At 64.2% G+C, this 20779-nt stretch carries 25 protein-coding genes and 1 tRNA gene; 15 read left to right on the top strand and 11 right to left on the bottom strand.

The window, feature by feature from the left end; genetic code table 11:
• Positions 1-4: 4 nt before the first annotated feature.
• A complete protein-coding gene (locus tag JG746_RS05900; RefSeq protein ID WP_446721204.1) occupies positions 5-826 on the bottom strand; it encodes a TPM domain-containing protein in 822 nt (273 codons plus the stop codon).
• A gap of 27 nt (positions 827-853) precedes the next feature.
• Positions 854-1492, bottom strand: coding sequence for a LemA family protein (locus JG746_RS05895; protein WP_115140015.1), 639 nt, complete (start codon positions 1490-1492; stop codon positions 854-856).
• A 164-nt stretch (positions 1493-1656) separates the two neighbouring features.
• Between JG746_RS05895 and JG746_RS05890 the strand changes: the two genes are divergently transcribed.
• The 6 genes from JG746_RS05890 to JG746_RS05865 all read left to right on the top strand — a co-directional run bounded on the left by JG746_RS05890 (position 1657) and on the right by JG746_RS05865 (position 6942).
• Positions 1657-1908: a hypothetical protein gene (locus tag JG746_RS05890; RefSeq protein ID WP_202357313.1), complete on the top strand. Its 252-nt coding sequence runs from the start codon at positions 1657-1659 to the stop codon at positions 1906-1908.
• 13 nt (positions 1909-1921) lie between these two features.
• The gene (pdxY, locus tag JG746_RS05885; protein WP_202357312.1) at positions 1922-2806 is read left to right on the top strand and encodes a pyridoxal kinase PdxY; all 885 of its coding nucleotides are present in this window, start codon (positions 1922-1924) and stop codon (positions 2804-2806) included.
• The gene (locus JG746_RS05880; protein ID WP_202357311.1) at positions 2803-3573 is read left to right on the top strand and encodes a DUF429 domain-containing protein; all 771 of its coding nucleotides are present in this window, start codon (positions 2803-2805) and stop codon (positions 3571-3573) included. Before pdxY ends, JG746_RS05880 begins: the two co-directional genes overlap by 4 nt.
• 147 nt (positions 3574-3720) lie before the next feature.
• Complete coding sequence (locus JG746_RS05875; protein ID WP_202357310.1) at positions 3721-4365, top strand: carbonic anhydrase; 645 nt, start codon at positions 3721-3723, stop codon at positions 4363-4365.
• Entirely contained in the window at positions 4362-4796 is a 435-nt protein-coding gene (locus tag JG746_RS05870; RefSeq protein ID WP_202357309.1) for a nuclear transport factor 2 family protein, read from the top strand. Before JG746_RS05875 ends, JG746_RS05870 begins: the two co-directional genes overlap by 4 nt.
• 91 nt (positions 4797-4887) lie before the next feature.
• Positions 4888-6942, top strand: a complete 2055-nt coding sequence (locus JG746_RS05865; protein ID WP_202357308.1) for a M3 family metallopeptidase — start codon at positions 4888-4890, stop codon at positions 6940-6942.
• Between the two features lie 161 nt (positions 6943-7103).
• Here the strand turns inward: JG746_RS05865 and JG746_RS05860 are convergent, their stop codons facing one another.
• The 4 genes from JG746_RS05860 to JG746_RS05845 all read right to left on the bottom strand — a co-directional run bounded on the left by JG746_RS05860 (position 7104) and on the right by JG746_RS05845 (position 11967).
• Entirely contained in the window at positions 7104-8576 is a 1473-nt protein-coding gene (locus JG746_RS05860; RefSeq protein ID WP_202357307.1) for a M81 family metallopeptidase, read from the bottom strand.
• 22 nt (positions 8577-8598) lie between these two features.
• Positions 8599-9423, bottom strand: a complete 825-nt coding sequence (locus JG746_RS05855; protein ID WP_202357306.1) for a carbohydrate ABC transporter permease — start codon at positions 9421-9423, stop codon at positions 8599-8601.
• Positions 9420-10289 carry a carbohydrate ABC transporter permease gene (locus tag JG746_RS05850; RefSeq protein ID WP_056574965.1) on the bottom strand — a complete coding sequence of 290 codons (870 nt, stop codon included), beginning with the start codon at positions 10287-10289 and terminating at the stop codon, positions 9420-9422. Before JG746_RS05850 ends, JG746_RS05855 begins: the two co-directional genes overlap by 4 nt.
• Before the next feature lie 445 nt (positions 10290-10734).
• Complete coding sequence (locus tag JG746_RS05845; RefSeq protein ID WP_202357305.1) at positions 10735-11967, bottom strand: ABC transporter substrate-binding protein; 1233 nt, start codon at positions 11965-11967, stop codon at positions 10735-10737.
• Between the two features lie 181 nt (positions 11968-12148).
• Here JG746_RS05845 and JG746_RS05840 point away from each other — a divergent pair, with 181 nt between their 5' ends.
• The 3 genes from JG746_RS05840 to JG746_RS05830 are packed head-to-tail and all read left to right on the top strand — an operon-like array spanning position 12149 to position 14921.
• Positions 12149-12919 carry an SDR family NAD(P)-dependent oxidoreductase gene (locus JG746_RS05840; RefSeq protein ID WP_202357304.1) on the top strand — a complete coding sequence of 257 codons (771 nt, stop codon included), beginning with the start codon at positions 12149-12151 and terminating at the stop codon, positions 12917-12919.
• Between the two features lie 2 nt (positions 12920-12921).
• Positions 12922-13989, top strand: coding sequence for an ABC transporter ATP-binding protein (locus JG746_RS05835; RefSeq protein WP_202357303.1), 1068 nt, complete (start codon positions 12922-12924; stop codon positions 13987-13989).
• Between the two features lie 50 nt (positions 13990-14039).
• Complete coding sequence (locus tag JG746_RS05830) at positions 14040-14921, top strand: MurR/RpiR family transcriptional regulator (RefSeq protein ID WP_202357302.1); 882 nt, start codon at positions 14040-14042, stop codon at positions 14919-14921.
• Between the two features lie 3 nt (positions 14922-14924).
• On the opposite strand, the gene JG746_RS05825 is transcribed toward JG746_RS05830, so the two are convergent.
• Positions 14925-15248, bottom strand: coding sequence for a DUF167 family protein (locus JG746_RS05825; RefSeq protein WP_202357301.1), 324 nt, complete (start codon positions 15246-15248; stop codon positions 14925-14927).
• A 13-nt stretch (positions 15249-15261) separates the two neighbouring features.
• Positions 15262-15552: a YggT family protein gene (locus JG746_RS05820; protein WP_202357300.1), complete on the bottom strand. Its 291-nt coding sequence runs from the start codon at positions 15550-15552 to the stop codon at positions 15262-15264.
• A gap of 146 nt (positions 15553-15698) precedes the next feature.
• On the opposite strand from JG746_RS05820, the gene JG746_RS05815 reads away from it, so the two are divergent.
• Positions 15699-15774 (top strand) — tRNA-Ala (locus JG746_RS05815).
• 328 nt (positions 15775-16102) lie between these two features.
• Positions 16103-16852: a helix-turn-helix domain-containing protein gene (locus JG746_RS05810; RefSeq protein ID WP_202357299.1), complete on the top strand. Its 750-nt coding sequence runs from the start codon at positions 16103-16105 to the stop codon at positions 16850-16852.
• Positions 16853-17498: 646 nt separating this feature from the next.
• On the opposite strand, the gene JG746_RS37105 is transcribed toward JG746_RS05810, so the two are convergent.
• Positions 17499-17981 (bottom strand): hypothetical protein, encoded by a 483-nt coding sequence (locus tag JG746_RS37105; RefSeq protein WP_244730680.1) that lies wholly within the window; start codon positions 17979-17981, stop codon positions 17499-17501.
• A gap of 20 nt (positions 17982-18001) precedes the next feature.
• Here JG746_RS37105 and JG746_RS37100 point away from each other — a divergent pair, with 20 nt between their 5' ends.
• The 4 genes from JG746_RS37100 (at position 18002) to JG746_RS05790 (ending at position 19321) form a co-directional block, all read left to right on the top strand.
• Entirely contained in the window at positions 18002-18424 is a 423-nt protein-coding gene (locus tag JG746_RS37100) for a SagB/ThcOx family dehydrogenase (protein ID WP_244730678.1), read from the top strand.
• A 67-nt stretch (positions 18425-18491) separates the two neighbouring features.
• Positions 18492-18737, top strand: coding sequence for a hypothetical protein (locus tag JG746_RS05800; RefSeq protein WP_202357298.1), 246 nt, complete (start codon positions 18492-18494; stop codon positions 18735-18737).
• Between the two features lie 62 nt (positions 18738-18799).
• Positions 18800-18979 carry a hypothetical protein gene (locus JG746_RS05795; RefSeq protein WP_202357297.1) on the top strand — a complete coding sequence of 60 codons (180 nt, stop codon included), beginning with the start codon at positions 18800-18802 and terminating at the stop codon, positions 18977-18979.
• A gap of 21 nt (positions 18980-19000) precedes the next feature.
• Complete coding sequence (locus JG746_RS05790) at positions 19001-19321, top strand: hypothetical protein (RefSeq protein WP_202357296.1); 321 nt, start codon at positions 19001-19003, stop codon at positions 19319-19321.
• A 40-nt stretch (positions 19322-19361) separates the two neighbouring features.
• Here the strand turns inward: JG746_RS05790 and JG746_RS05785 are convergent, their stop codons facing one another.
• Together JG746_RS05785 and exbD are read right to left on the bottom strand one after the other, a co-directional pair.
• Positions 19362-20312, bottom strand: a complete 951-nt coding sequence (locus JG746_RS05785; protein WP_202357295.1) for a TonB family protein — start codon at positions 20310-20312, stop codon at positions 19362-19364.
• Positions 20309-20776 (bottom strand): TonB system transport protein ExbD, encoded by a 468-nt coding sequence (exbD, locus tag JG746_RS05780; RefSeq protein ID WP_202357294.1) that lies wholly within the window; start codon positions 20774-20776, stop codon positions 20309-20311. The genes JG746_RS05785 and exbD overlap by 4 nt, the downstream gene beginning before the upstream one ends.
• Positions 20777-20779 lie beyond the last annotated feature (3 nt).

The following is a 20779-nucleotide window of genomic DNA, read 5'->3' as shown; positions in this document are numbered from 1 at the left end:
GCCGTCACCAGCTGCCCGAGGAGCCGCCGCCGCCGGACGAGCCGCCGCCTCCGGAAAAGCCGCCACCGCCGCCACCCGAAGACCAGCCGCCGCCGGAACTGCCGGAAGACCAGCCGCCGGATGAGGAGCGCCGTCCAGGCTCGAACGTCATGCCGAGCCAGCGATAGCGTCCGGGCCCGAGCTTCTGGCCGAAGATCGGCGGCAGGATGGAGGCGGCGATGCTGCCGAAGAAGATGATCGCCCAGATGCTGATGAAAATGGCGAAGAACAGGTCGTCGGAATTGAACGGCGCCTCCTGGTTGCGCTGGCCACGCGCCTCCAGTTCCTCCGGATTGCCTTCCAGCACCATGATCATGTCGTCGACGGCCTTGGAGATGCCGCCGGAAAAATCGCCGGCGCGGAAGGCCGGCACCATGTCATTTTCGATGATCAGCTTGGTGTGCAGGTCGGTCAGCGTGCCTTCCAGCCCGTAGCCGACCTCGATGCGCATCTTGCGGTCGTTCGGCGCGACCAGCAGAAGCACGCCGTTGTTCTCCTTGGCCTGGCCGAGTTTCCAGAAGCGGAACAGCCGGTTGGCGTAAGGTTCGATCTCCTCGCCGTCGAGGCTGGGGATGGTGGCGACGACGATCTGGTCGGAGCCCTTGGTCTCGAAATCGGCGAGTTTCTGCGTCAGCGCCGCTCTGGTGCCGGCGTCGAGGATGCCGGCATTGTCGACGACGCGGCCGGTGAGCGCCGGCAGGTCCGCGGCGAAGGCCGCGAACGGAAGCGCCAGGACGAAGAGCACAATGGCGGCAAGGCGGCCCAGACGCCGTCCCTCATCGGCCAGCAAGATCACGGCGTTTGACCCCGGCTGTTACCCGCCCTGCTTCGTGCCGAAATCGACCTTCGGCGGCTGCATCTTGTCTTCGTCGACGGTGAAGTTGGCGAAGGGCTCGTTGCTGCGGAACCAGAAGGTCGCCCACAGCACCGACGGGAAGGTCTTCAGCGTCAGATTATAGTCCCTGACCGCCTGGATGTAGTCGCGCCGTGCCACCGCGATGCGGTTCTCGGTGCCTTCGAGCTGCGCCTGCAGCGCGAGAAAATTCTGGTTGGCCTTGAGGTCGGGATAGGCCTCCGACACCGCGATCAGCCGCGACAGCGCGCTGGTCAGCCCGGCCTGGGCATCCTGGAACTTCTTGAGCGCCTCGGGATCCTTCAGCGTTTCCGGCGTCACCGTGATCTGCGTCGCCTTGGCGCGCGCCTCGACGACCGCATCGAGCGTGTCCTTTTCATGCGAGGCGTAGCCTTTGACCGTCTCGACCAGATTGGGGATGAGATCGGCGCGGCGCTGATACTGGTTCAGCACCTCGCTCCAAGCCGCCTTGGCGTTTTCCTCCGCCGTCGGGATCGTGTTGTAGCCGCAGCCGGCAAGCAGCGGCAGCACGATTGCCATCATCAGGAAGGCGGGCAGCGTGCGGAATGTCGATGGTCGAGCAAGGCGCTGGGCAAGCATGATGGGGTCCCTCGGTAGAAGTTGCAAGCGAAGCATTACCACAATCAGCGCGCAAGAAAACGGCCTCGGCCCTCTGGACCGGGCCGGCCATCCATCGCCTTGCCGCAAGCCCCTGTGATTGGCCGCGCGAACGCGATAAGGTCCGGTCAAAACGGGACATCATCATGGCAGGGCGCCAGGACAGCGACAGGGAATCGCGCCGCATCCTCGAGCGCGTCGCGCAGGAGACCGATCCGGCCGGGAATTCCTTCGTGGCGCGGACGACGAAGGGCATGCGCGACCATGTCGCCGCCGCCGATGCCGACCGCACCGACCCGATCGAGGTCTGGGGCACCCGCATTGGCCGGATACTCGGCCTGCTTCTGGCGCTGGGCCTGATGGTCTGGCTCGTGCTTTTCCTCACCCGGGGCAGCTAGGAATCAAAAAACAATGAGCGCCGAAAAACCCGACGCGCCGCGTGCGGTCATCGTCATTTCCAGCCATGTCGCCCGGGGTTCGGTCGGCAATCGCGCCGCCGTCTTTGCTCTGGAGACACTGGGCTTTCCGGTCTGGGCGGTGCCGACAGTCATCCTGCCCTGGCATCCCGGCCATGGGCGGGCGACGCGCATCGTTCCGCCGCTCGATCAGTTCAAGGCGCTGATGGCCGATCTCGAGCGCGCGCCATGGCTGGGCGAGGTCGGCGCGGTTCTGTCGGGCTATCTCGGCGAGGCCGGCCAGGCCGAGGCCGTCGCCTCGCTGGTATCGGCGGTGAAGGCCAGGACGCCGGATGCCGTCTATATCTGCGATCCGGTGATGGGCGATTCCGGCGGGCTCTACGTGCCCGAGCCCACCGCCGCCGCCATGCGCGACCGGCTGATGCCGATCGCTGACATCGCCACGCCCAACCGCTACGAGCTGGAATGGATGGCCGGCGCGCCGCTGCCGGACCTGAAATCGGTGATCGCGGCAGCGCTCCACGCCGGACCGTCGACCATGCTGGTCACCTCGGCACAGTCGATGATGATCGGCGGCACCGGCAATCTGCTGCTCGACGGCACCCAGGCGCTGCTCGCCGAGCATCGCCTGATCGACAAGCCGCCGAACGGCCTGGGCGATCTGACGGCCGCCGTCTATCTCGCCCGCATCCTTTCCGGCCAGCCGCCGATCAAGGCGCTGCAGTCGACCACGGCGGCGGTCTACGAGATCCTGGCGCGCACGGCAAAACGCGGCGGCGACGAGCTGCAGCTGGAAACCGACGCGCAGAGCCTGTCGCACCCGATGGCCATGGTGCAGTTGCGCCATCTCACGCATCCGGGGCGGGACCGCCGGGCGTGACTTCGGCCGGGGTCGTGCTGGTCGGCGCCGACGGCTGCAAGGCCGGCTGGATCGCCGTGCGGCGCGAGCCCGGTTCATTACCCTCGGTCGAAATCTTCGCCAGTTTCGCGGCGCTGCTTGCGGCAAATCCTGGCGATGCGGTTGTCGCCGTCGACATGCCGATCGGCCTGCCGGAGTTCTCCAGCAAAGGCGGGCGAGGCCCGGAGGCGCTGGTCAGGCCGCTGCTCGGGGCACGCCAATCCAGTGTCTTCTCGATCCCGTCGCGCGCCGCGCTCTATGCCGACACCAGCGACTTCACCACGATCGAAGCCTGGTATGCCGCGCATCGCAGGGCAAGCGAGGTGGCAAGGGCGACATCCGATCCGCCGCGCGGCGTTTCCATCCAGGCCTTCGGTATCTTTTCGAAGATCCGCGAGATCGACGCCTTGTTGATCGCGCGGCCCGATCTGCGCGGCCGTATCTTCGAATCGCATCCGGAAGTCGCCTTCTGCCGCCTGAATGGCGACCGGGCGATGCAGCTGCCCAAGAAGATCAAGGGCAGCGTCAATCCGGCCGGCATGGCGGAGCGCAAGGCGCTGCTGTACCGGCACGGCTGTGGCATCGACTTCCTCGACCAGGCGCCACCACGCGGTGCGGCCGCCGACGATTTCCTCGATGCGGCCGTCATGATGCTGATCGCCGGCCGCATCGCCAGCGGCAAGGCGAGGCCGTTTCCCAACCCGCCACTCGCTGACGGTTTTGGCATACCGGTCGCCATCTGGGCATGACAATGTCGGCGGGCATCCCGCTTATGTGCATGGCGTTTATGGCCAGACCCCACAATTCTGCATTGCTCGTGACGGGCTTTTACCGTTAGAGGCTTTCTCGACCGCAACGAGCTGCCGCCTCCAACCCCGGAAAGGCCTTAGCCGCCCATGCCTCATCTTCCTGACCACCTCCTCGCCGGCTACCGCAATTTCATGAATGGCCGCTACCTCACCGAGAGCGGCCGCTACCGCGAGCTCGCCCGGGAGGGGCAGGCGCCCGAGACGATGATCGTCGCCTGTTGCGATTCCCGTTCGGCCCCCGAAGCGATCTTCGACGCCGGGCCGGGCGAACTCTTCGTGCTGCGCAATGTCGGCAATCTGGTGCCGCCCTACGAGCCGGACGGCGAGTTCCATTCGACCTCGGCCGCGCTCGAATTCGCGGTGCAGAGCCTAAAGGTCAAGAACATCGTCGTCATGGGCCACGGCCGTTGCGGCGGCATCCGCGCGGCGCTCGACCCGAATTCCGCGCCGCTGTCGCCCGGCGACTTCATCGGCAAGTGGATGAGCCTGATCGCGCCGGCCGCCGAAACGGTGTCCTCCAGCACTTTCATGACGGCGGCGGAACGCCAGACGGCGCTTGAACGCATCTCGATCCGCTATTCCATCGCCAACCTCCGAACCTTTCCCTGCGTCTCGATCCTCGAGGGCAAGGGCCGGCTGTCGCTGCACGGAGCCTGGTTCGACATATCGACCGGCGAGCTCTGGGTGATGAACAAGGAGACCGGCGATTTCGAACGGCCGGTGCTGGAATGAACGGCACGGCGCGCCAGGTGAGGAACGTCCGGTCGGCCGTTTTCACCGCCGCCGCCCTGCTGATAGCGATCGCTGCCGCGCGCGCCGATGACGGCTTCATCATCAACCGCTGGTATTCAGCGCTGCTGGTCGCCGACCGCACCGAACTCGCCGACCTGCTTGCCGACGACGTCCGCATCAAGCTCGAAGACCTCGGTGTGGTCCAGAGCAAGCAGGAGTTCATCGCCTCGCTCGACGAGTGGAAAGGTGCCGTCGCGGGCGCCGCGATCCGCCACCGCATCGAGAAGAGCGAGGGCGGCGTCACCACGGTGATCGCCTGCTACGATTTCCCCGACAATGACATGCTGATGCAGGAAACCTTCGCGGTGGCCGACAACCGCATCACCGCCAGCTCGCAAGCCGCGATCGCCGAAAACTGCGAAGCCTATTGAGGCGGATCGGCCAGCTGCCATATTGCGGGCCCGTCGGCCGCGCCCTACATCGGTGACACCCCTCCTCCTCGATGCCAGCGAAAGACCCTCCATGCCCTCAACCAAAGCCGTCGACCTCGCCGCCCATCCGCTGACCGCGTGGCAAGGGCCGCTCGGCCTGCCCGACTTTGCCCAGATCGGCGACGGCGATTTCTCCCCAGTCTTCGACGCCGCGCTGAAGGCGCATGAGGCCGAGATTGATGCGATCGCCGGCAACGAGGATGCGCCGACCATCGAGAACACGCTTGAAGCGCTGGAACTAGGCGGCGAGGCGCTCGATCAAGTCTCGTCGATCTTCTGGTGCCGCGCCGGCGCCCACACCAACGAGACCATCCAGGCGCTGGAGCGAGACATCTCGCCGAAAATGTCGAGGCATTTTTCGGCGATCTCGATGAACGAGAAGCTGTTTGCCCGCATCGACGACCTTTACCAGCGCCGTGAGAGCCTTGGCCTCGACGCCGAGACGCTGCGGGTGCTGGAGAAGACCTGGAAAGGCTTCGTCCGTTCGGGCGCCAAGCTCGATGCCGAGGGCAAGAAGCGGCTGGCCAGGATCAATGAGGATCTGTCGTCGCTCGGCACGACTTTCGGCCAGAACGTGCTGGCCGACGAGCGTGACTGGGCGCTGTTCCTCGACGTATCAGATCTTGCCGGCCTGCCGGATTTCGTCCGCAGCTCGATGGCCGAGGCCGCCGAGATGCGCGGCCAGAAGGGCCGCTACGCCGTCACTCTGTCGCGCTCGATCTACGAGCCGTTCGCGACCTTCTCGGAACGCCGCGACCTGCGCGAGATCGCCTTCAAGGCCTTCACCATGCGCGGCCAGAACGGCGGCGCCTCCGACAACACGTCGGTCGTGCGCGACATGCTGAAGCTGCGCGCCGAAAAAGCCAAGCTGCTCGGCTACGCCTCCTTCGCCGCGCTGAAGCTCGACGACACCATGGCCAAGACGCCGAAGGCCGTGCACGACCTGCTCGACCCCGTCTGGGAAAAGGCGCTGGAAAAGGCCGCCGCCGACCAGAAGGAGTTGGAGCGGCTGGCGGCGGAAGCCGGCAGCAACGAAAAATTCGCCGCCTGGGACTGGCGCTTCTACCAGGAGAAGCTGCGCGCGGAAAAATTCGCGTTCGATGAGGCGGAGCTGAAGCCCTATCTGCAGCTCGACCGCGTCATCGACGCCTGCTTCGATGTCGCGACAAGACTGTTCGGCATCACCTTCGAGGAGAAGAAGGGCATCGCCGCCTGGCACCCCGACGCGCGCGTCTTCGCGGTGAAAAATGCCGATGGCAGCGAGCGCGGCCTGTTCCTCGCCGATTATTTCGCACGGCCTTCGAAGCGTTCCGGCGCCTGGATGAGCGCGCTGAAGTCCGGCTATAGGCTCGGCCACGGCTCGAAGCCGGTGATCTACAACATCATGAACTTCGCCAAGCCGCCGGCAGGCGAGCCGGCACTGCTGTCGGTCGACGAGGCGAAGACGCTGTTCCACGAATTCGGCCATGCGCTGCACGGCATGCTGACCGACGTCACCTGGCCGTCGGTTGCGGGCACCTCGGTCAGCCGCGATTTCGTCGAACTGCCCTCGCAGCTCTACGAACACTGGCTGACCGTGCCGGCGGTGCTGGAAAAGCACGCGCTGCATGTCAAGACCGGCAAGCCGATGCCCAAGGCGCTGCTCGACAAGATGCTGGCCACGCGCACCTTCGGCGCCGGCTTCGCCACGGTGGAATTCACGTCTTCCGCCTTGATGGACATGGCCTATCACGCCCGGCCCGATGCCCCGGCCGAGCCGCTTCGTTTCGAAGCCGAAACGTTGGCAAAACTCGACATGCCCGACACCATTGCGATGCGCCATCGCACCCCGCATTTCGGCCATGTCTTCTCGGGCGACGGCTATTCGGCCGGCTACTATTCCTACATGTGGTCGGAAGTGCTCGACGCCGATGCCTTCTCCGCCTTCGAAGAGACGGGCGATCCCTTCAATCCGGCATTGGCCGAGCGGCTGAGGAAGAACATCTACGCCGCCGGCGGCTCGAAGGACCCGGAAGAACTTTACACGGCCTTCCGCGGCAAGATGCCGTCGCCGGAGGCGATGATGGTGAAGCGCGGGCTGGTTTAGCGCTGGTAATCTCCCCCCTTGAGGGGGAGATGGCCGCAAAGCGGCCAGAGGGGGTCGGTCCGACTGGACTCAACCTCCTGCGGCGGAGGAGGCTAGCGCTCTACGTTAGGCGACCCCCTCTGTCGCCTTCGGCGACATCTCCCCCTCAAGGGGGGAGATTATCAACGCCACGGGTCCTTCACCCTCGGCCACACCGGCCGCTTCAGCTTCCTGTAATCCGTCACCGCCGGATTGCTGGGATAAGAACTCGGCGCCGTGACATAGATGATCTCGGCGGCTATCGGCTCGAAGCCGGCGTAGAAATGGTTGGTCGACTTGATCAGCAGCATGTCCTTGCCCAGCGGATCGACTCCGATATTGGAGAAGATATCCGGCTCGAAAGTCTGGGTGCGGTTGGTGTTGAGGATGATGTCGACCTCGGTGCCTTCGATGCGGATCAGCGCGGTCGGCCCGAGCGTCACCCGGCTTGGTCCGAAACTCTGCCAGCCCTCGGCAACGGCCTTCAGCACCGTGACGCGCGCGTCGATCGGCTCGCCCGCCTGCGGCCCGGCCTTGCCGCCGAAACGCAGGTCGATGACGGCGCCCTCTCCCGCCGCCAGGCAGAAGGTCACCGCGATCGGGTCCCAGATCGTCGCCACGCCGAATCTGTCTAGCCCACGCGCCAACATCTGGCGCAGCACGAAGGTGCCGTCGCCGGGAACGCCGCCACCGGGATTGTCCCAGACGTCGGCGATGACCACGGGTTTGGCGGGGTTCATGGCGCGCACCGCCAGCGCCCGGTCGATGCCGTCGGCGGTATCCAGCATCGTCATCGCCGTCTTTTCGCGCAGTTCGTAGAGTTCGCGTCCCAGCCGCTCCGCCAGCGCGTCGCCATTGGCCTTGTCATTGTCGGTGACGACGAGGATGCGCGTGCCCATTTCCGGCACGTCGGCCGCCATGAAGCCGTGGATGACGGAGACCGACAGCACCCCGTCCTTGCCGTGCAGCGCCTTGATGCGGTCGACGAAGGAGCGCATCGGTTCGCGGCTGGTCGGCAGCACCTGGATCATGCGGCAGTCGAAGGTCGAAATGACCGGCTTGATCTCGCCGCGCGCGGCCGCCAGCCCGAGTTCCACGACATGCTCGCCGCGCTCGTAAAAATCGGTGTGCGGGAATTCGAGGAAATAGGCCATGATGTCGGACGCCGCCACGCGCTTGGGCGTCAGATGGCTGTGCGGATCGAACTCCGAGGCGATCACCACATCGGGCCCGACAATCCCGCGCACACGTTCCAGCAGATCGCCTTCGCAATCGTCATAGCCCTGCGCCACCATGGCGCCATGCAGGCCGAGAATGACGGCGTCGACCGGCAAAGCCGCCTTCAACTGGTCGAGGATTTCGTCGCGCAGCGCCTCGAAAGTCTGCCGCTGTAACAGGCCGCCGGGCTCGGCCCAGGTGGCGGTGCCTTCGATCACGGTCAGCCCCTCCTTGGCCGCGCGCCGGCGCAAGGCGACGATCGGCGAGGAGCACAAAGTCGGCGTCTCCGGATGCTTGCCCGGTCCGGCATAGAAGGCCATGTCGAACGAGGCCCGGTCCGTCGGCACCGGCGAAAAGGTGTTGGTTTCCGTCGCCAGCGAGGCGGTGAAGATGCGCATGTAAGCTCCGTGGAATGCAACTCTATTTGACGGCCCCGAGCGCCAGCCCGCGCACCAGGTAGCGCTGGAGCCAGATGAACAGGATCGCCACCGGCAAGGTCGCCAGCAGTGTCGCCGCCATCACGTGATGCCACTCGATCGTGTAGCGCCCGGCGACGAGCGAAAAGACCTGGATCGGCAGCGTGTAGCTCTCCTGGCTGCGCAGCATGGTCAGCGCCACGACGAACTCGTTCCAGGCGTTGATGAAGGTGAAGATGGCGGTGACCGCGATCGCCGGCAGGCAGAGCGGCAGGAACACTTTTCGCAGCGTCAGCCAGCGGCCGGCGCCTTCCATCCAGGCCGCCTCCTCTAGATCGCGCGGGATGGTGTCGAAATAGCTCTGCAGCATCCACACGGTGAAGGCGACGTTGAAGGCCATGTAGATGAAGCCGAGCGCCGTGGTCGATTCGACCAGCCCCCAGGCCGCCATCAGCCGGAACAGGCCGAGCACCAGCACGATCGGCGAGATCATCTGCGAGATCAGCAGGAACTGGCGGAAGGCGCCATAGCCCGCAAAGCGAAACCGCGACATGGCATAGGCAGCGGGAACGGAGATGAGGATGGCGCCGACCGTGGCGATCACCGAGACATAGAGTGAATTGGCCAGCGCCTGGCCGAAGCCCGTCGCCACCCACATGTCGGAGAAGTTGGACCAGCGGAACTCGCTCGGCCACCATGTCGGCGACAGCACCTCCTGCCTTGGCTTGACCGCGGTGAGGAACATCACCGCGAAGGGAAAGAGCGTCACCACGATCAAGGGGGCCAGCAACAGCCAGGCGATGATTGTGCGTTTCAGCTTGCTGTTCATGCCCGCTGCTCCCGCATGGCCAACCGCACATAGATCATGGTGAAGACCAGCAAAATGGCGAACATCACCAGCGAGACCGCCGAGGCTTCGCCCAGTTTGCCGATGCGGAAGGCGAGCTTGTAGAGGTGGGTGACCAGGATATCGGTCGAGTTGGCCGGCCCGCCCTGCGTCATCACCCAGATGATCGGGAAGGAATTGAAGACGTAGATGGTGTTGAGCACGATGGCAATGTTGATGAACGGTTTCAAGAGCGGAAAGGTGATCTCGCGGAACTGCTGCAGCGGCGTTGCGCCTTCGAGCGCCGCCGCCTCGTAGAGATCGTCCGGGATCGAGGACAGGCCGCCGAGGAAGATCGTCGTGGTGAACGGCACCGTCACCAATATGCCGATCAGCACCTGCATCGGGAACGCCGTCTCGGCGCTGGCCAGCCACTGGATGTTGTGGTCGATCAGGCCAAGGCCAAGCAGCGCCGAATTCAGCATGCCGCTTTCGCCGCTCAGTGCCCAGCGCCAGACCACCGCCGTCATGGTCAGCGACACCGCCCAGGGCAGCATGATGATGACGCGTGCGAGGCCACGGCCATAAAAATCGGTGTTGAGGATCATCGCCACCGGCACCGACAGGAGCAGCGCGCCGCCGACCACCAGCACGGTCCACAGCCCCGTGCGCCAGAGCGCCGCTACGAAATCGGGATCGGCCGCAAGGGCGGCGAAATTGGCAAGGCCGCTGAACTCGCGCAACTGGCCGAAACGGTTGACGTCATGCGTCGAGATCTGGATCAGGTCCCAGACCGGCCAGAAGATGACCACCGCCGCCAGGAACAGGCTGGGCAAGGTCAGGAGATAGGGCAGGAAACGATTTTGCATCGGCTGGTTCGTACCGCGTTGCGAGGCATCCGTAGTGCTGGCTTGCCAGCCTGGCTAATACTCACTTGTTCTTTTTAGGCGCTCAGTTTCAACTCTTTCCCGGCGTTTGCGCCGCCCCTCACCTGCCTGCCGGCACCCTCTCCCCGTATAGTGACGGGGAGAGGGGCGCTTCCATCGCTGCCTTCGCCAATCGCCAGCGTGCCAAGAAGGGCGCCGGGGTCGCGGCCAGCCCTTTCTCCCCGTCACTATACAGGGAGAAATGCCCGGCAGGGCGATGAGGGGCGGCGCTGACGTTGGCGATTTATCCTTTTATCCGGAGTGATTGCCTTGTCGGCCTTCTCCATTCTCGTGGGAGCCGCTGCATGCTTCATCCAAGGGAGTGGCGCGCCCCGCCTGAGTCTGGGGCGCGCCACGGGGCGCAGGGAGATACGCCCTATTTGTCGAGCTACTTCTTCAGCACGGCGTTGGCCTTGGCCGCCGCGTCCTTCAGGCCTGCCTCGGGGTCGCCGCCGAGATAGATCTTCTGCATTGCGTCAGACGTGATCTGGGCAACTTCTTCCCAGCCTGGAATGACCGGCGCGAAGCGGGCGTCGGGCAACAGCGCGGTGAAGGCGGCGAGATCCGCATTGTTGACGTAGTAATCCATCTTGGCCTCTTCCTTGTTCACCGGCAGGAAGCCTTCGCCTTGCGTGAACTTGGCGCGCTGTTCCGTGGTGAACAGGAAGTCCATCAGCTTCCAGGCCTCATCCTTGTTCTTGGAATTCTTGAACATGATCATGGAATCGGTGACGCCATAGGTACCGCGCGCCCCGGTCGGGCCGGCCGGAATGGCCGCCACGCCGTATTTCAGTTTCGGCGCCTCGTCCTTGATCTGGTTGGACAGGAAGGGCGCGGTGATCATCATGCCGACCTTGCCCTGCTTGAACAGGTTCTGCACGTCCTCGCGGTTGTTGGAAGTCACACCGGGCTCGGTCAGCCCTTCGTCGATCATCGACTTGTAGAGCTTGGCGGCTTCGAGCGCGCCCGGCGTGCCGAGGCCCGACGTGCCGTCCTTGTTGAGGATTTCGGTGCCTTGCGACCACATGGCGTAGTAATAATAGACGTCGGTCTCGATCTCCTTGCCTTGCAGGCCGAAGCCGAAGGCGCCGGTTCCCAGCGCCTTGATCTTGCGCGCATCGTCCTGCAACTCGGTCCAGGTTGCCGGCGGCTTGGCGATACCGGCCTTCTCGAACAGCTCCTTGTTGTAGTACATGGCGCGCGCCGAGGCGGCGATGGGCAGGCCGTAGGTCTTGCCGCTCATGATCGAGGGCGACAGGAAGGTGTCGATGAAGCGGCCCTTGAATTCCGGCGTGATATAGCCGTCGAGCGGTTCGGCGACATCCTGCTGGACGAAGTCGATCAGCCAGCGTGTACCGATGATCGACAGATCCGCATTGGTGCCGGCGGTGATGTCGGTGGTCAGCTTCTGCAACAGCACGTCCCACGGCACGACTTCGAACTTGACGGTGATGCCGGGATTCTTCGCCTCGAACTCCTTTTTGACCTCCTCGAAATACGGACCGGTCTTGGCGCTGTATTCGGCGACGGTGACGCGCACTTCACCCGCATTCGCCTGCGCCGCGAAGGCCAGCATGCTCATTCCGGCCATCAGGCCGACAGTCCATTTGGCAAGGCTCATCTGATCTCTCCCATTGTTTCGCGCATTTGCGCTACTTGTGCCGATGGCTGGCACAAGATTTATGTGACTTTCCTACATTATCGAGGAATTCAGCGCATGCAAGCGGATTATCATGTTGCTTAATTACATTCCTTTCAGTAGCCTGTCGGCATCTGCCTGACTTGTGGGAGGAGCAAGCGCCGTGGTTTCGAAAGCCGAATTCGAAGGCCGCACTGTCGTCGTCACCGGTGCCGGCGGCGGCCTTGGCTCGGCGATCGTCGCATTGCTGGCTGGGAGGGGCGCCCGGGTGGTCGGCTGCGACCAGTCGCAGGAGGCGCTGGCAAGCCCGCACCTTGCCTCGCGCCATGTCTTCAACCTTCTCGACCGGGCTTCGATCGAGGCCGGGATCGCCGCCGTGCTGGACAAGGACGGCGTGCCCGACATCCTGATCAACAATGCCGGCTGGACACGCGCCGAGACGATGTCCGCGCTCAACGCCGACAAGATCGAGCACGAGCTCGACCTCAATCTGACCGGGGTGATGACTTTCGCCGACCCACTTGTGAAGGCGATGGCGGCGCGCGGTTCAGGCAGCGTCGTCTTCATCTCCTCGGTCAACGCCATCGCGCATTTCGGCAATCCGGCCTATGCCGCCGCCAAGGCCGGCATCAACGCCTATGCCAAATCGATCGCCGTCGAGCTCGGCCGCAGCGGCGTGCGCGCCAATGTCGTCTGCCCCGGCTCGATCCGCACCGCGGCCTGGGACCATCGCCTTGCCAAGGATCCGGAAATCCTGGGCAAGCTCAAGCGGCTCTATCCGCTCGGCCGCATCGTCGACGCCACGGAAGTGGCCGAAGCCGTGGCTTTCCTTGCCTCGGACCGCGCCTCGGGCGTAACAGGCGTGGTGATGCCAGTGGACGCCGGACTGACCGCCGGCTGCCTGCCGTTCATCGACGACATATTGGGAGCGTGACCATGACCGACGTCGAGTTTCGCGATCTGTCGAAATCCTTCGGGCAGCACAAGATCCTGGAAAACATCAATCTCGACATCAAGACCGGCGAGTTCGTCGTGCTGGTCGGCCCGTCCGGCTGCGGCAAGTCGACCTTGCTGCGCATGCTGGCCGGCCTGGAGACGATCAGCTCGGGCGATCTTCTCATCGGCGGCACACGCGCCAACGATTTGCCGCCGCAGCAGCGCAACATCGCCATGGTGTTCCAGTCCTATGCGCTGTTCCCGCACTTGAAGGCGGCGGACAATATCGGCTTCGGCCCGAAGATCCGTGGCGAGAACCGCGCCGCGATCGATGACAAAGTCAAGAAGGCCTCAGGCGTGCTCAACCTCTTCTCCTATCTCGACCGCTATCCCCGCCAGCTTTCGGGCGGCCAGCGCCAGCGTGTTGCCATGGGCCGCGCCATCGTGCGCGAACCCTCGGTGTTCCTGTTCGACGAACCGCTCAGCAATCTCGACGCGCAGTTGCGCGTGCAGATGCGCACCGAGATCAAGGCGCTGCACCAGCGGCTGAAATCGACCATCGTCTATGTCACACATGACCAGATCGAAGCCATGACCATGGCCGACCGCATCGTCGTGATGGACCGTGGCCGGATCCAGCAGGTCGGCGCGCCGCTCGAGCTCTATGACCGGCCGGCCAACAAGTTCGTCGCCGGCTTCCTCGGCTCGCCGTCGATGAGCTTTGTCTCCGGGGCTCTCAAGTCGACGCCCGGGAAAAGCTGGTTCGAATCGGCCGGCGGCGGCCGGCTTGCACTTGCCGGCAAGGCGGTGCCGGCGGACGGTGCCGTGGAGGCGGGCATCCGGCCGGAGCACTTCATCATCGGCGAGGCCGCCGACGCCATGGCGCTCAAGGTGGATGTCGTCGAGCCGACCGGCTCCGAAACCCATGTCTATGGCGCGATCGGCTCCGATACGGTACGCGCCGTGTTCCGCGACAGGGTGCCTGTCAGGCCGGGCGACCTGTTGCCGGTCTCCGTCGATCCCGGCAACATCCATCTGTTCGACAAGGCGACGGGCCTGCCGTTGTGAAGTGACCGAGATGAAGACCGAGGCGCAAGGATGAGGACGAAAACACGGGCATGAAGACGCCGGCCGACATCATCACGCGGCTGCAGCTGATGTCGCAGGACGGCACCAAGTCGGACCGCCGGCTGGCCGGCCTTGTGCTGTCCGATCTCGATTTCGCTTCCAAGGCGGCCATCTCCGAGATCGCCGCGCGCGTCGGCGTCAGCGAACCGACGGTGACCCGCTTCTGCCGCAACCTCGGCTGCGAGGGCCTGCGCGACTTCAAATTCTACCTGGCCCAGGCCATCGCCATTGGCGGCCAGTATCTGTCGCCCGAACCGCTGAGCCGCGACGCCCGCGAACAGCGCATCGCGTCGGCCATCACGGAAGCGGCGATCTCGGCCATCCAGCGCGCCAGCGAGAACCTCGACATGACGACGCTGGTCGCCGTCGCCGAGCGGCTGGCGACGTCGGGCAATGTGCTGTGCATCGGCTCCGGCGGCATCTCATCGATGATGGCGACCGAGATGCAGAACCGGATGTTCCGTCTCGGCCTGCCGGTGCTGGCGCAGATCGATGGCCAGTTGCAGCGCATGTACGCCGCCGTCGCCACGCCGGAAACCACGCTGGTCGCCTTTTCCGTCTCCGGCTATGCCCGCTCGGTCATCGAGGCGGTGCAAGTCGCCCAGCAATATGGCGCCACCACGGTCGCCATCACCGCGCCCGATTCGGCCCTGGCCAAGGCCGCCGACACGGTCATTCATCTGCAGCCGCTTGAGGACGGCAACATCTACAAGCCGACATCCTCGCGCTACGCGCTGCTGGCGATCGTCGACATGATCGTGACGTCGGTGGCCGAAACGCGCGGCCCGAAGGTGTTGGAGAATCTGCGCCGCATCAAGCAGAGCGTGAACACGTTGAAGGTCGACGACCCAAGGCTGCCGCTGGGGGATTGAACGTCATCTCTGGGATTGACCGCTGAGTGCATCGGCACCCCGCGCCAGCGCCTGCGGATCACCCGCTATGCGCACAGTCTTCAGCCTTGCCGTCCCACCGGCGACCACCGAAACAGCCGATGTCGGTACGCCCAGCGCCTTGGCGACCAGTCTCTCCAGCGCTTGATTAGCGGCGCCGTTTTCCGGCACGGCGCGCACCCGCGCCTTCAAATAGCTGCGTCCGTCCGCGGCCTTTTCAACGCCTTCGACCCTGTCCACGGAAGATTTTGGCGTCAGCCGCACGAACAGGTCGATACCGTTCTCGCGGACGCGGAACGGCGCGCTCATGCGGTCGCCGTACTCACAGCACCAGCGGTGCCACCGTCGTGAGAATGAACTGCCTGACGAAGAACAGCAGCAGCAACAGGATGATCGGCGAGATGTCGATGCCGCCGAGGTCCGGCATGAAGCGGCGGATCGGCCGCAGCGCCGGCTCGGTCAGCCGGTAGAGCATGTTGCCGATGCTGCCGACGAACTGGTTGCGCGAATTGACGACGTTGAAGGCGTAGAGCCAGGAAAAGATCGCCGAGGCGATGATGATCCACCAATAGAGGTCAAGCGCCATGACGATGGTTTGAATGAGGGCGAGCATGCCGGTCTCCAATTGTTGCCGACATGTAGCCATTGCGCGCCAAACCGGCAAGGGCCGCCGGCCGGCGCGCCAGGCAATGAGGATTTCGGCAAAACGCCGCCTTGACAGAAATCCGCCGCGCCCGATAAATGCGCCATCCGTTGGACGGGGCTGTAGCTCAGCTGGGAGAGCGCGTCGTTCGCAATGACGAGGTCAGGAGTTCGATCCTCCTCAGCTCCACCAGCGGAATTTCCGGTTTCCACTTTTCTACGCGCCAACAAGACGCGGGCACCATGCGGTAAATCGCGTTAAGCGGCTCGCCGCGCCAATGTCCCCCCAACAAAAGCCACAGCCGTTTCGCGCGATCTCGGGGCAAGGCAATTGTCAATTGGACTTATGGCGATGGCCGTTGCCGAATCGCCGCTATTTTTTTTGGAAGTCGCCCCGTTAGAGTGGCGTTATCAAATCAGTTTTTTCTGTGTGTTGTGACAAGGCGTTTCGGCGGGGGCGACCGAAGGCGCTATATGGATTCCTGAGTCGAAATGAAGAATTCGCCTGCGAAAGCATAGACGTGTCCATTCGCGAGAACCTCGCTGCAAATCTCAGACGGCTCTGCAAGGACCATGCCTCCGTTAGCGCGGTGTGCCGTGAGTTGGGTATCAACCGCACGCAATTCGAGCGTTACCTGCAAGGGCAGACCGTTCCGAACAAGGCCACGGCCAAGCTGATCTGCGACTACTTTCGCATCGACGAAGCGCAACTCTACCAGGACCCCGGCGCCCCCGAGCACAGGGAGCCCGGCCTGCCGCCGATTTCCGAAAGCCTGTTCAATCAGATGATCCGCCCGCCCGCCCCGTCGATCGCGGGCGGCACCTATTTCACCTACTTTTCGATCCCCACCCGCCCCGACCTCTTGATGCGGTCGGTAACCTTCGTGCGTCGCGAAGCCGAACTGGTCACATTCCGCCGGGTCACCGGATGGTCGGAGCGCCGTGGCTCGACATGGGCGCGGGCGCGCGGCAACCACTATGGCGTGGCCATCTCGCGCCTGAACTGGATCTATTTCAGCGGCGTCAACCGTCGCCAGACCGGCGAACCGTCGCTGATCTCCGTGCAGTGGGCTCCCATCTCCGAACCGGTGCTGACGGGCAAGGCCATGCTTCTGACCGAGGCCGGGCCGGCATTCGTATCGGTCATCATGCGGCAGGATATGTCCGGTATCCGGCCACGCCATGCGATCCGCATGGCGCATGTCGTCAGGCTCGACGATCCGGGCATCGATCAACTCGTCGTCAGCCTCGCTCGGGATGGGCTGGGCTGAAGCCCGCAGCGGCGCGAAGGGTGCGACGACGCGCTTCAGGTCTTTGTTTTGATGCATGTCGTCCCCCAAAAGCCGCAGGCCCCTTTGGGCGGCATGCGTTGGCCTCTCGCTTACGCTAAATAAGAATAAGAATATCCCGAAAAAGCGTATGTTAGCGATTGCCTACTCCATATTTGAGCAAAATCGATATTTTAGACTTTACCGCCAAGAAAGATATTTTAGACCACGTTGGCTTTACTACAATTTTAACAAACCATTAACTCTTTCGACCTTACCTTTCTTCATGCGGATCCCGCTGTGGGGATCTTTCAACAGATCCCATTGGGGGTCGGGAAAGGGACGAAAATGGCCAAGAAAGTGGACAATGCCCCGAAGCTGACGGTCGCTGCAGGCACGCAGACCGTCTTCTTCTCGCAGGGCATGCACTACAACAAGCGCTGAACCCGTTCGGCGCCGACGGGCTGTTCGCCTGTCGGCGCCTCACATTCGCAGAACGGCATTCAGCATCATGAAAATGCGCTCTTCAAAAACGCTTGTCTTCTATCCCGGGACCAACAAGGTCACGGCCTGCAATTTCCTGACCAGAAGCGTCTTCGAATGCAGCCCGGAGGTGATCGGCCTTCTTGCATCCTGGGGCGAATGGGCCTCAACGGCGGAAATCGCCCGCGCCCATGGTTGGTCGAAGTCCGAACTCAACGCTGTCGTCCCGCAATTGCTGGATTTTTCGGCCCTTGTCACCGCCGGCTCGCCACTGGACGAGCAGGAAACGAAATTCTCCGGACAGTGGAACTGGGGCATCCCGACCGCGCTGATGCACTTCTGCGTCCAGGACTCGGAGTTCATCACCATTGAACAGGCCGAGGCACGCCAGATCGAACGCGCCGGCCATGTCGCGCAGCCCGACCTCCTGCTCAGGAATGCCGCCGGCGCCATTCGGTTGCAGAACGCACTCGACGACAACGAGCTTCTGACGCTGATGGCGCGGCGCCGCACCAACCGCACCGCGGCCGCGCCAACCATCACCGCGCAGCAGCTCTCCGACTGCCTGTTCGCGGGCATGGGCATCACTGGCGAGACCAGCAACTGCGTCGGCACCCTGCCGCTGGGCATGACCCTTCGGGCGGCGCACGCAACCCCTACGAGGCCTATGTGGTTGCGCTTGGCGTCGAGGGCCTGGAGCCCGGCGTCTACCATTATTCCGCCGCCGATCACGACCTCGGCAGGATCTCGGCCAACCATCTGCCGAAGATCTCCGAACTGGTCGGCGGGCAGGAATGGGCCGATGCCATGCCTTGCCTGATCCTGCTTTGCGCCCGGCTCGACCGCACTATGTGGAAATATGAGGATGCCAACGCCTATCGCGTCGTGCTGATCGAGGCTGGCCATATCGGCCAGAACATGATGCTGGCGGCGACCAGACATGGTTTGTCGGCTTGCCCCACGGCAGCGCTCAGCCATTCGGCGATCAAGCGTCTTCTCGGTCTCGACCGCCTCACCGATGCACCCATCTATGCGTTGACCCTCTCGATCCCGGAGCGAAGCCCGCATTCAGCGGGCCAGTCGATTAATTAGCCGTCTCAGTATGTCCGTTGTAGCCAGTACGCGTTCCCTGAGTTCAACCAATTGACAGGAGAAGCTCGTGGCAAATCAGTCCCTACGTCAATCAGAGATCGATAGCCTTCAATATATCGCGACGATGACCAATGAGCTCGTGCAGATGGCCGAAGCAAGCCGTTTTCCCATGATCTCCTACCTGCTCGGCATGGCCTATGCCGAAGCCTTCGATGTCCTGCGCGGCGCACGGCCGGCAAGGCATGCGCAGCTCAGCGGCAACCCGATGCATCCCAAGCCGAAGGACAACCACGCTCAGCCAAGGAGAGCGTAGCGGATGCAACCGTCAGCCTTGTGCGCGCCGGCGGGCTCTGTGCCGAACCGGTGGGAGACACTGTGTGCGCTGCAAGCCTGCTGCCGCTCCTGAAAAGGGCCGCGGCCGAGCTTGACCGCCCCGACATGGTCTACTGGTTCGAGCAGGCCGACGCGGAGCTTGCCAACAGGTGCCGGCCATCCGACGCCGCCGCGATCCCCGCCCTGATCGCCCGCAGCCCGCAAATGGACTTAATGCATTAGAGATTCGAGGGGAACCCGCCAATGAACATGATCGCACCCATCAGGAGCGCCGACGCCAGGGAGAGCGTCTTCGGCCGGCTCCACACCCTGATCGCCGGCCGGCCGGCATCGCCGGATGCCGCACGCGCGGAGGCCCGGCAATTGATTTCCATGGCGATGACCGACACCTGGCAGGCCGACAGCCTGTGGGGCGCGGCGGACGCCTTTCACGCCCATTTCGACTTCATGATGCAGACCATCGAAATCAACGGCGCCGACGATCCGAACCTCAGGACTTTGCGCACGAAATGCCGCTTCTACCTTGAAGAGGTCGAAGCGCTGTGCCGGTCGATGAGCCATTGATCGAAGGCACACCAGCGTCCGATCGAGCCGCATCCCGTGTTCAGTCGCGCAAATTGAACACGAACGGCGCCGTGCGGCTGACGCGCGCGCCGAGTTCCGGCGGCGGTGCCGGCACCGTCGCGCCCTGCAGCACGGCGAGCGCGGCGCGGTCGAGGTCGGGATCGCCCGAAGAACGGGCCACGCGGGCCGACGTCACCCGGCCGGACACGTCCACAGTGAAGGTCACGTTGACATTTCCCTGCGCGCGCCTGGATTTCGCGCCACTCGGATAACGCTTGTGCCGGTTGATCCATGCCGCCAGCCGGGACTCCCACTTGGCCGGGCTGACGCCTGAAAACCCCGCCGCCGATTTTGGCGCGGCCGCCCTGGTCGCCGGCCTTGTCTGTGCGCTTGCGGTGGCAACCGTCTTTGCCGGCTCGGCCTTTTCCTTCCTTGGCCGCGGCCTGGGCTTTTCGACCGGCTTTTTCGCTGTGGCCTGGACCGGCTTCTTTTCCCTGGGCTCCTCGACCGGCTTGGGCTGCGGCAGCGGAACGACGACCTCTGGCTTCACCGCCTCGACGACGTCGGGAATGACCTCATCCGGCGGCGGCTGATCGACCGGTTCGGCCTCGGCTGTCTCGGTCGGCACGGCCTCGTCGGGCGGCACCGTTTCCGCATGCTCGACGGTCGGCTCGGCCTGTTCGGTCACCTTCTCCGGCTCGGCTTTCGCGACCTTTTCGGTCTCTTCGACAGGCTCGGCCTGGTCAGGCACCGCCGCATCCAGCATCGCGGCCTGTTCAGGCACGGCCGGCATCACCACCATCAGCGCCATTTCGATCACCGGGGCGGGCGCCGGCCCGCCATCCATCTCGATCGGACTGATGCTCTGCACGGCATAGGCGACCGCGACATGAGCGCCGAGCACGAAGGCTGCCGCACCTGTCCACAAGTCGAGATCGCGCCAGCCGAAGCGCGACAGCTGTACCGTGGGCAAGGCGGCGGCCCGTGTCATGGCGCGGCCGGTCCCGCTGGAGCGGGTGCCGTGGCGTCGGCAGTGGGCGCCGTCTCCAGCCCGACAAGGGCGATCTTCAGATAGCCCGCGCCGCGCAGCAGGTTCATCGCCTCCATCAGGTCGCCATAGGCGACCGCCTTGTCGGCGCGCAGGAAGATGCGTGTCTGCTTGTCGCCCCTGGTCTTGGCTTCCAGCGTCGCCGCAAAGGCCGGACGCGGCACGGTGTCGTTGCCGATCGCCAGCGTGAGATCATCCTTCAAGGTCAGGAACAGCGGCGTTTCGGGCCGCGGCGCGGGGGTCGCCGTCGAGCCCGGCAAATCGACATTGACGTCCACCGTCGCCAGCGGTGCCGCGACCATGAAGATGATCAGCAGCACCAGGATGACGTCGATGAAGGGCGTGACGTTGATCTCGTGGCTCTCCTCGAGATCGTCGTCCATGCTCTGTCGGATTCGGCTTCCCATGGC

This window comes from Mesorhizobium sp. 113-3-3 (genome assembly GCF_016756495.1).
GTDB lineage: Bacteria > Pseudomonadota > Alphaproteobacteria > Rhizobiales > Rhizobiaceae > Mesorhizobium.
Note: the sequence above shows the minus strand (reverse complement) of the source record. Positions and strands in the feature narration are given on the sequence as shown.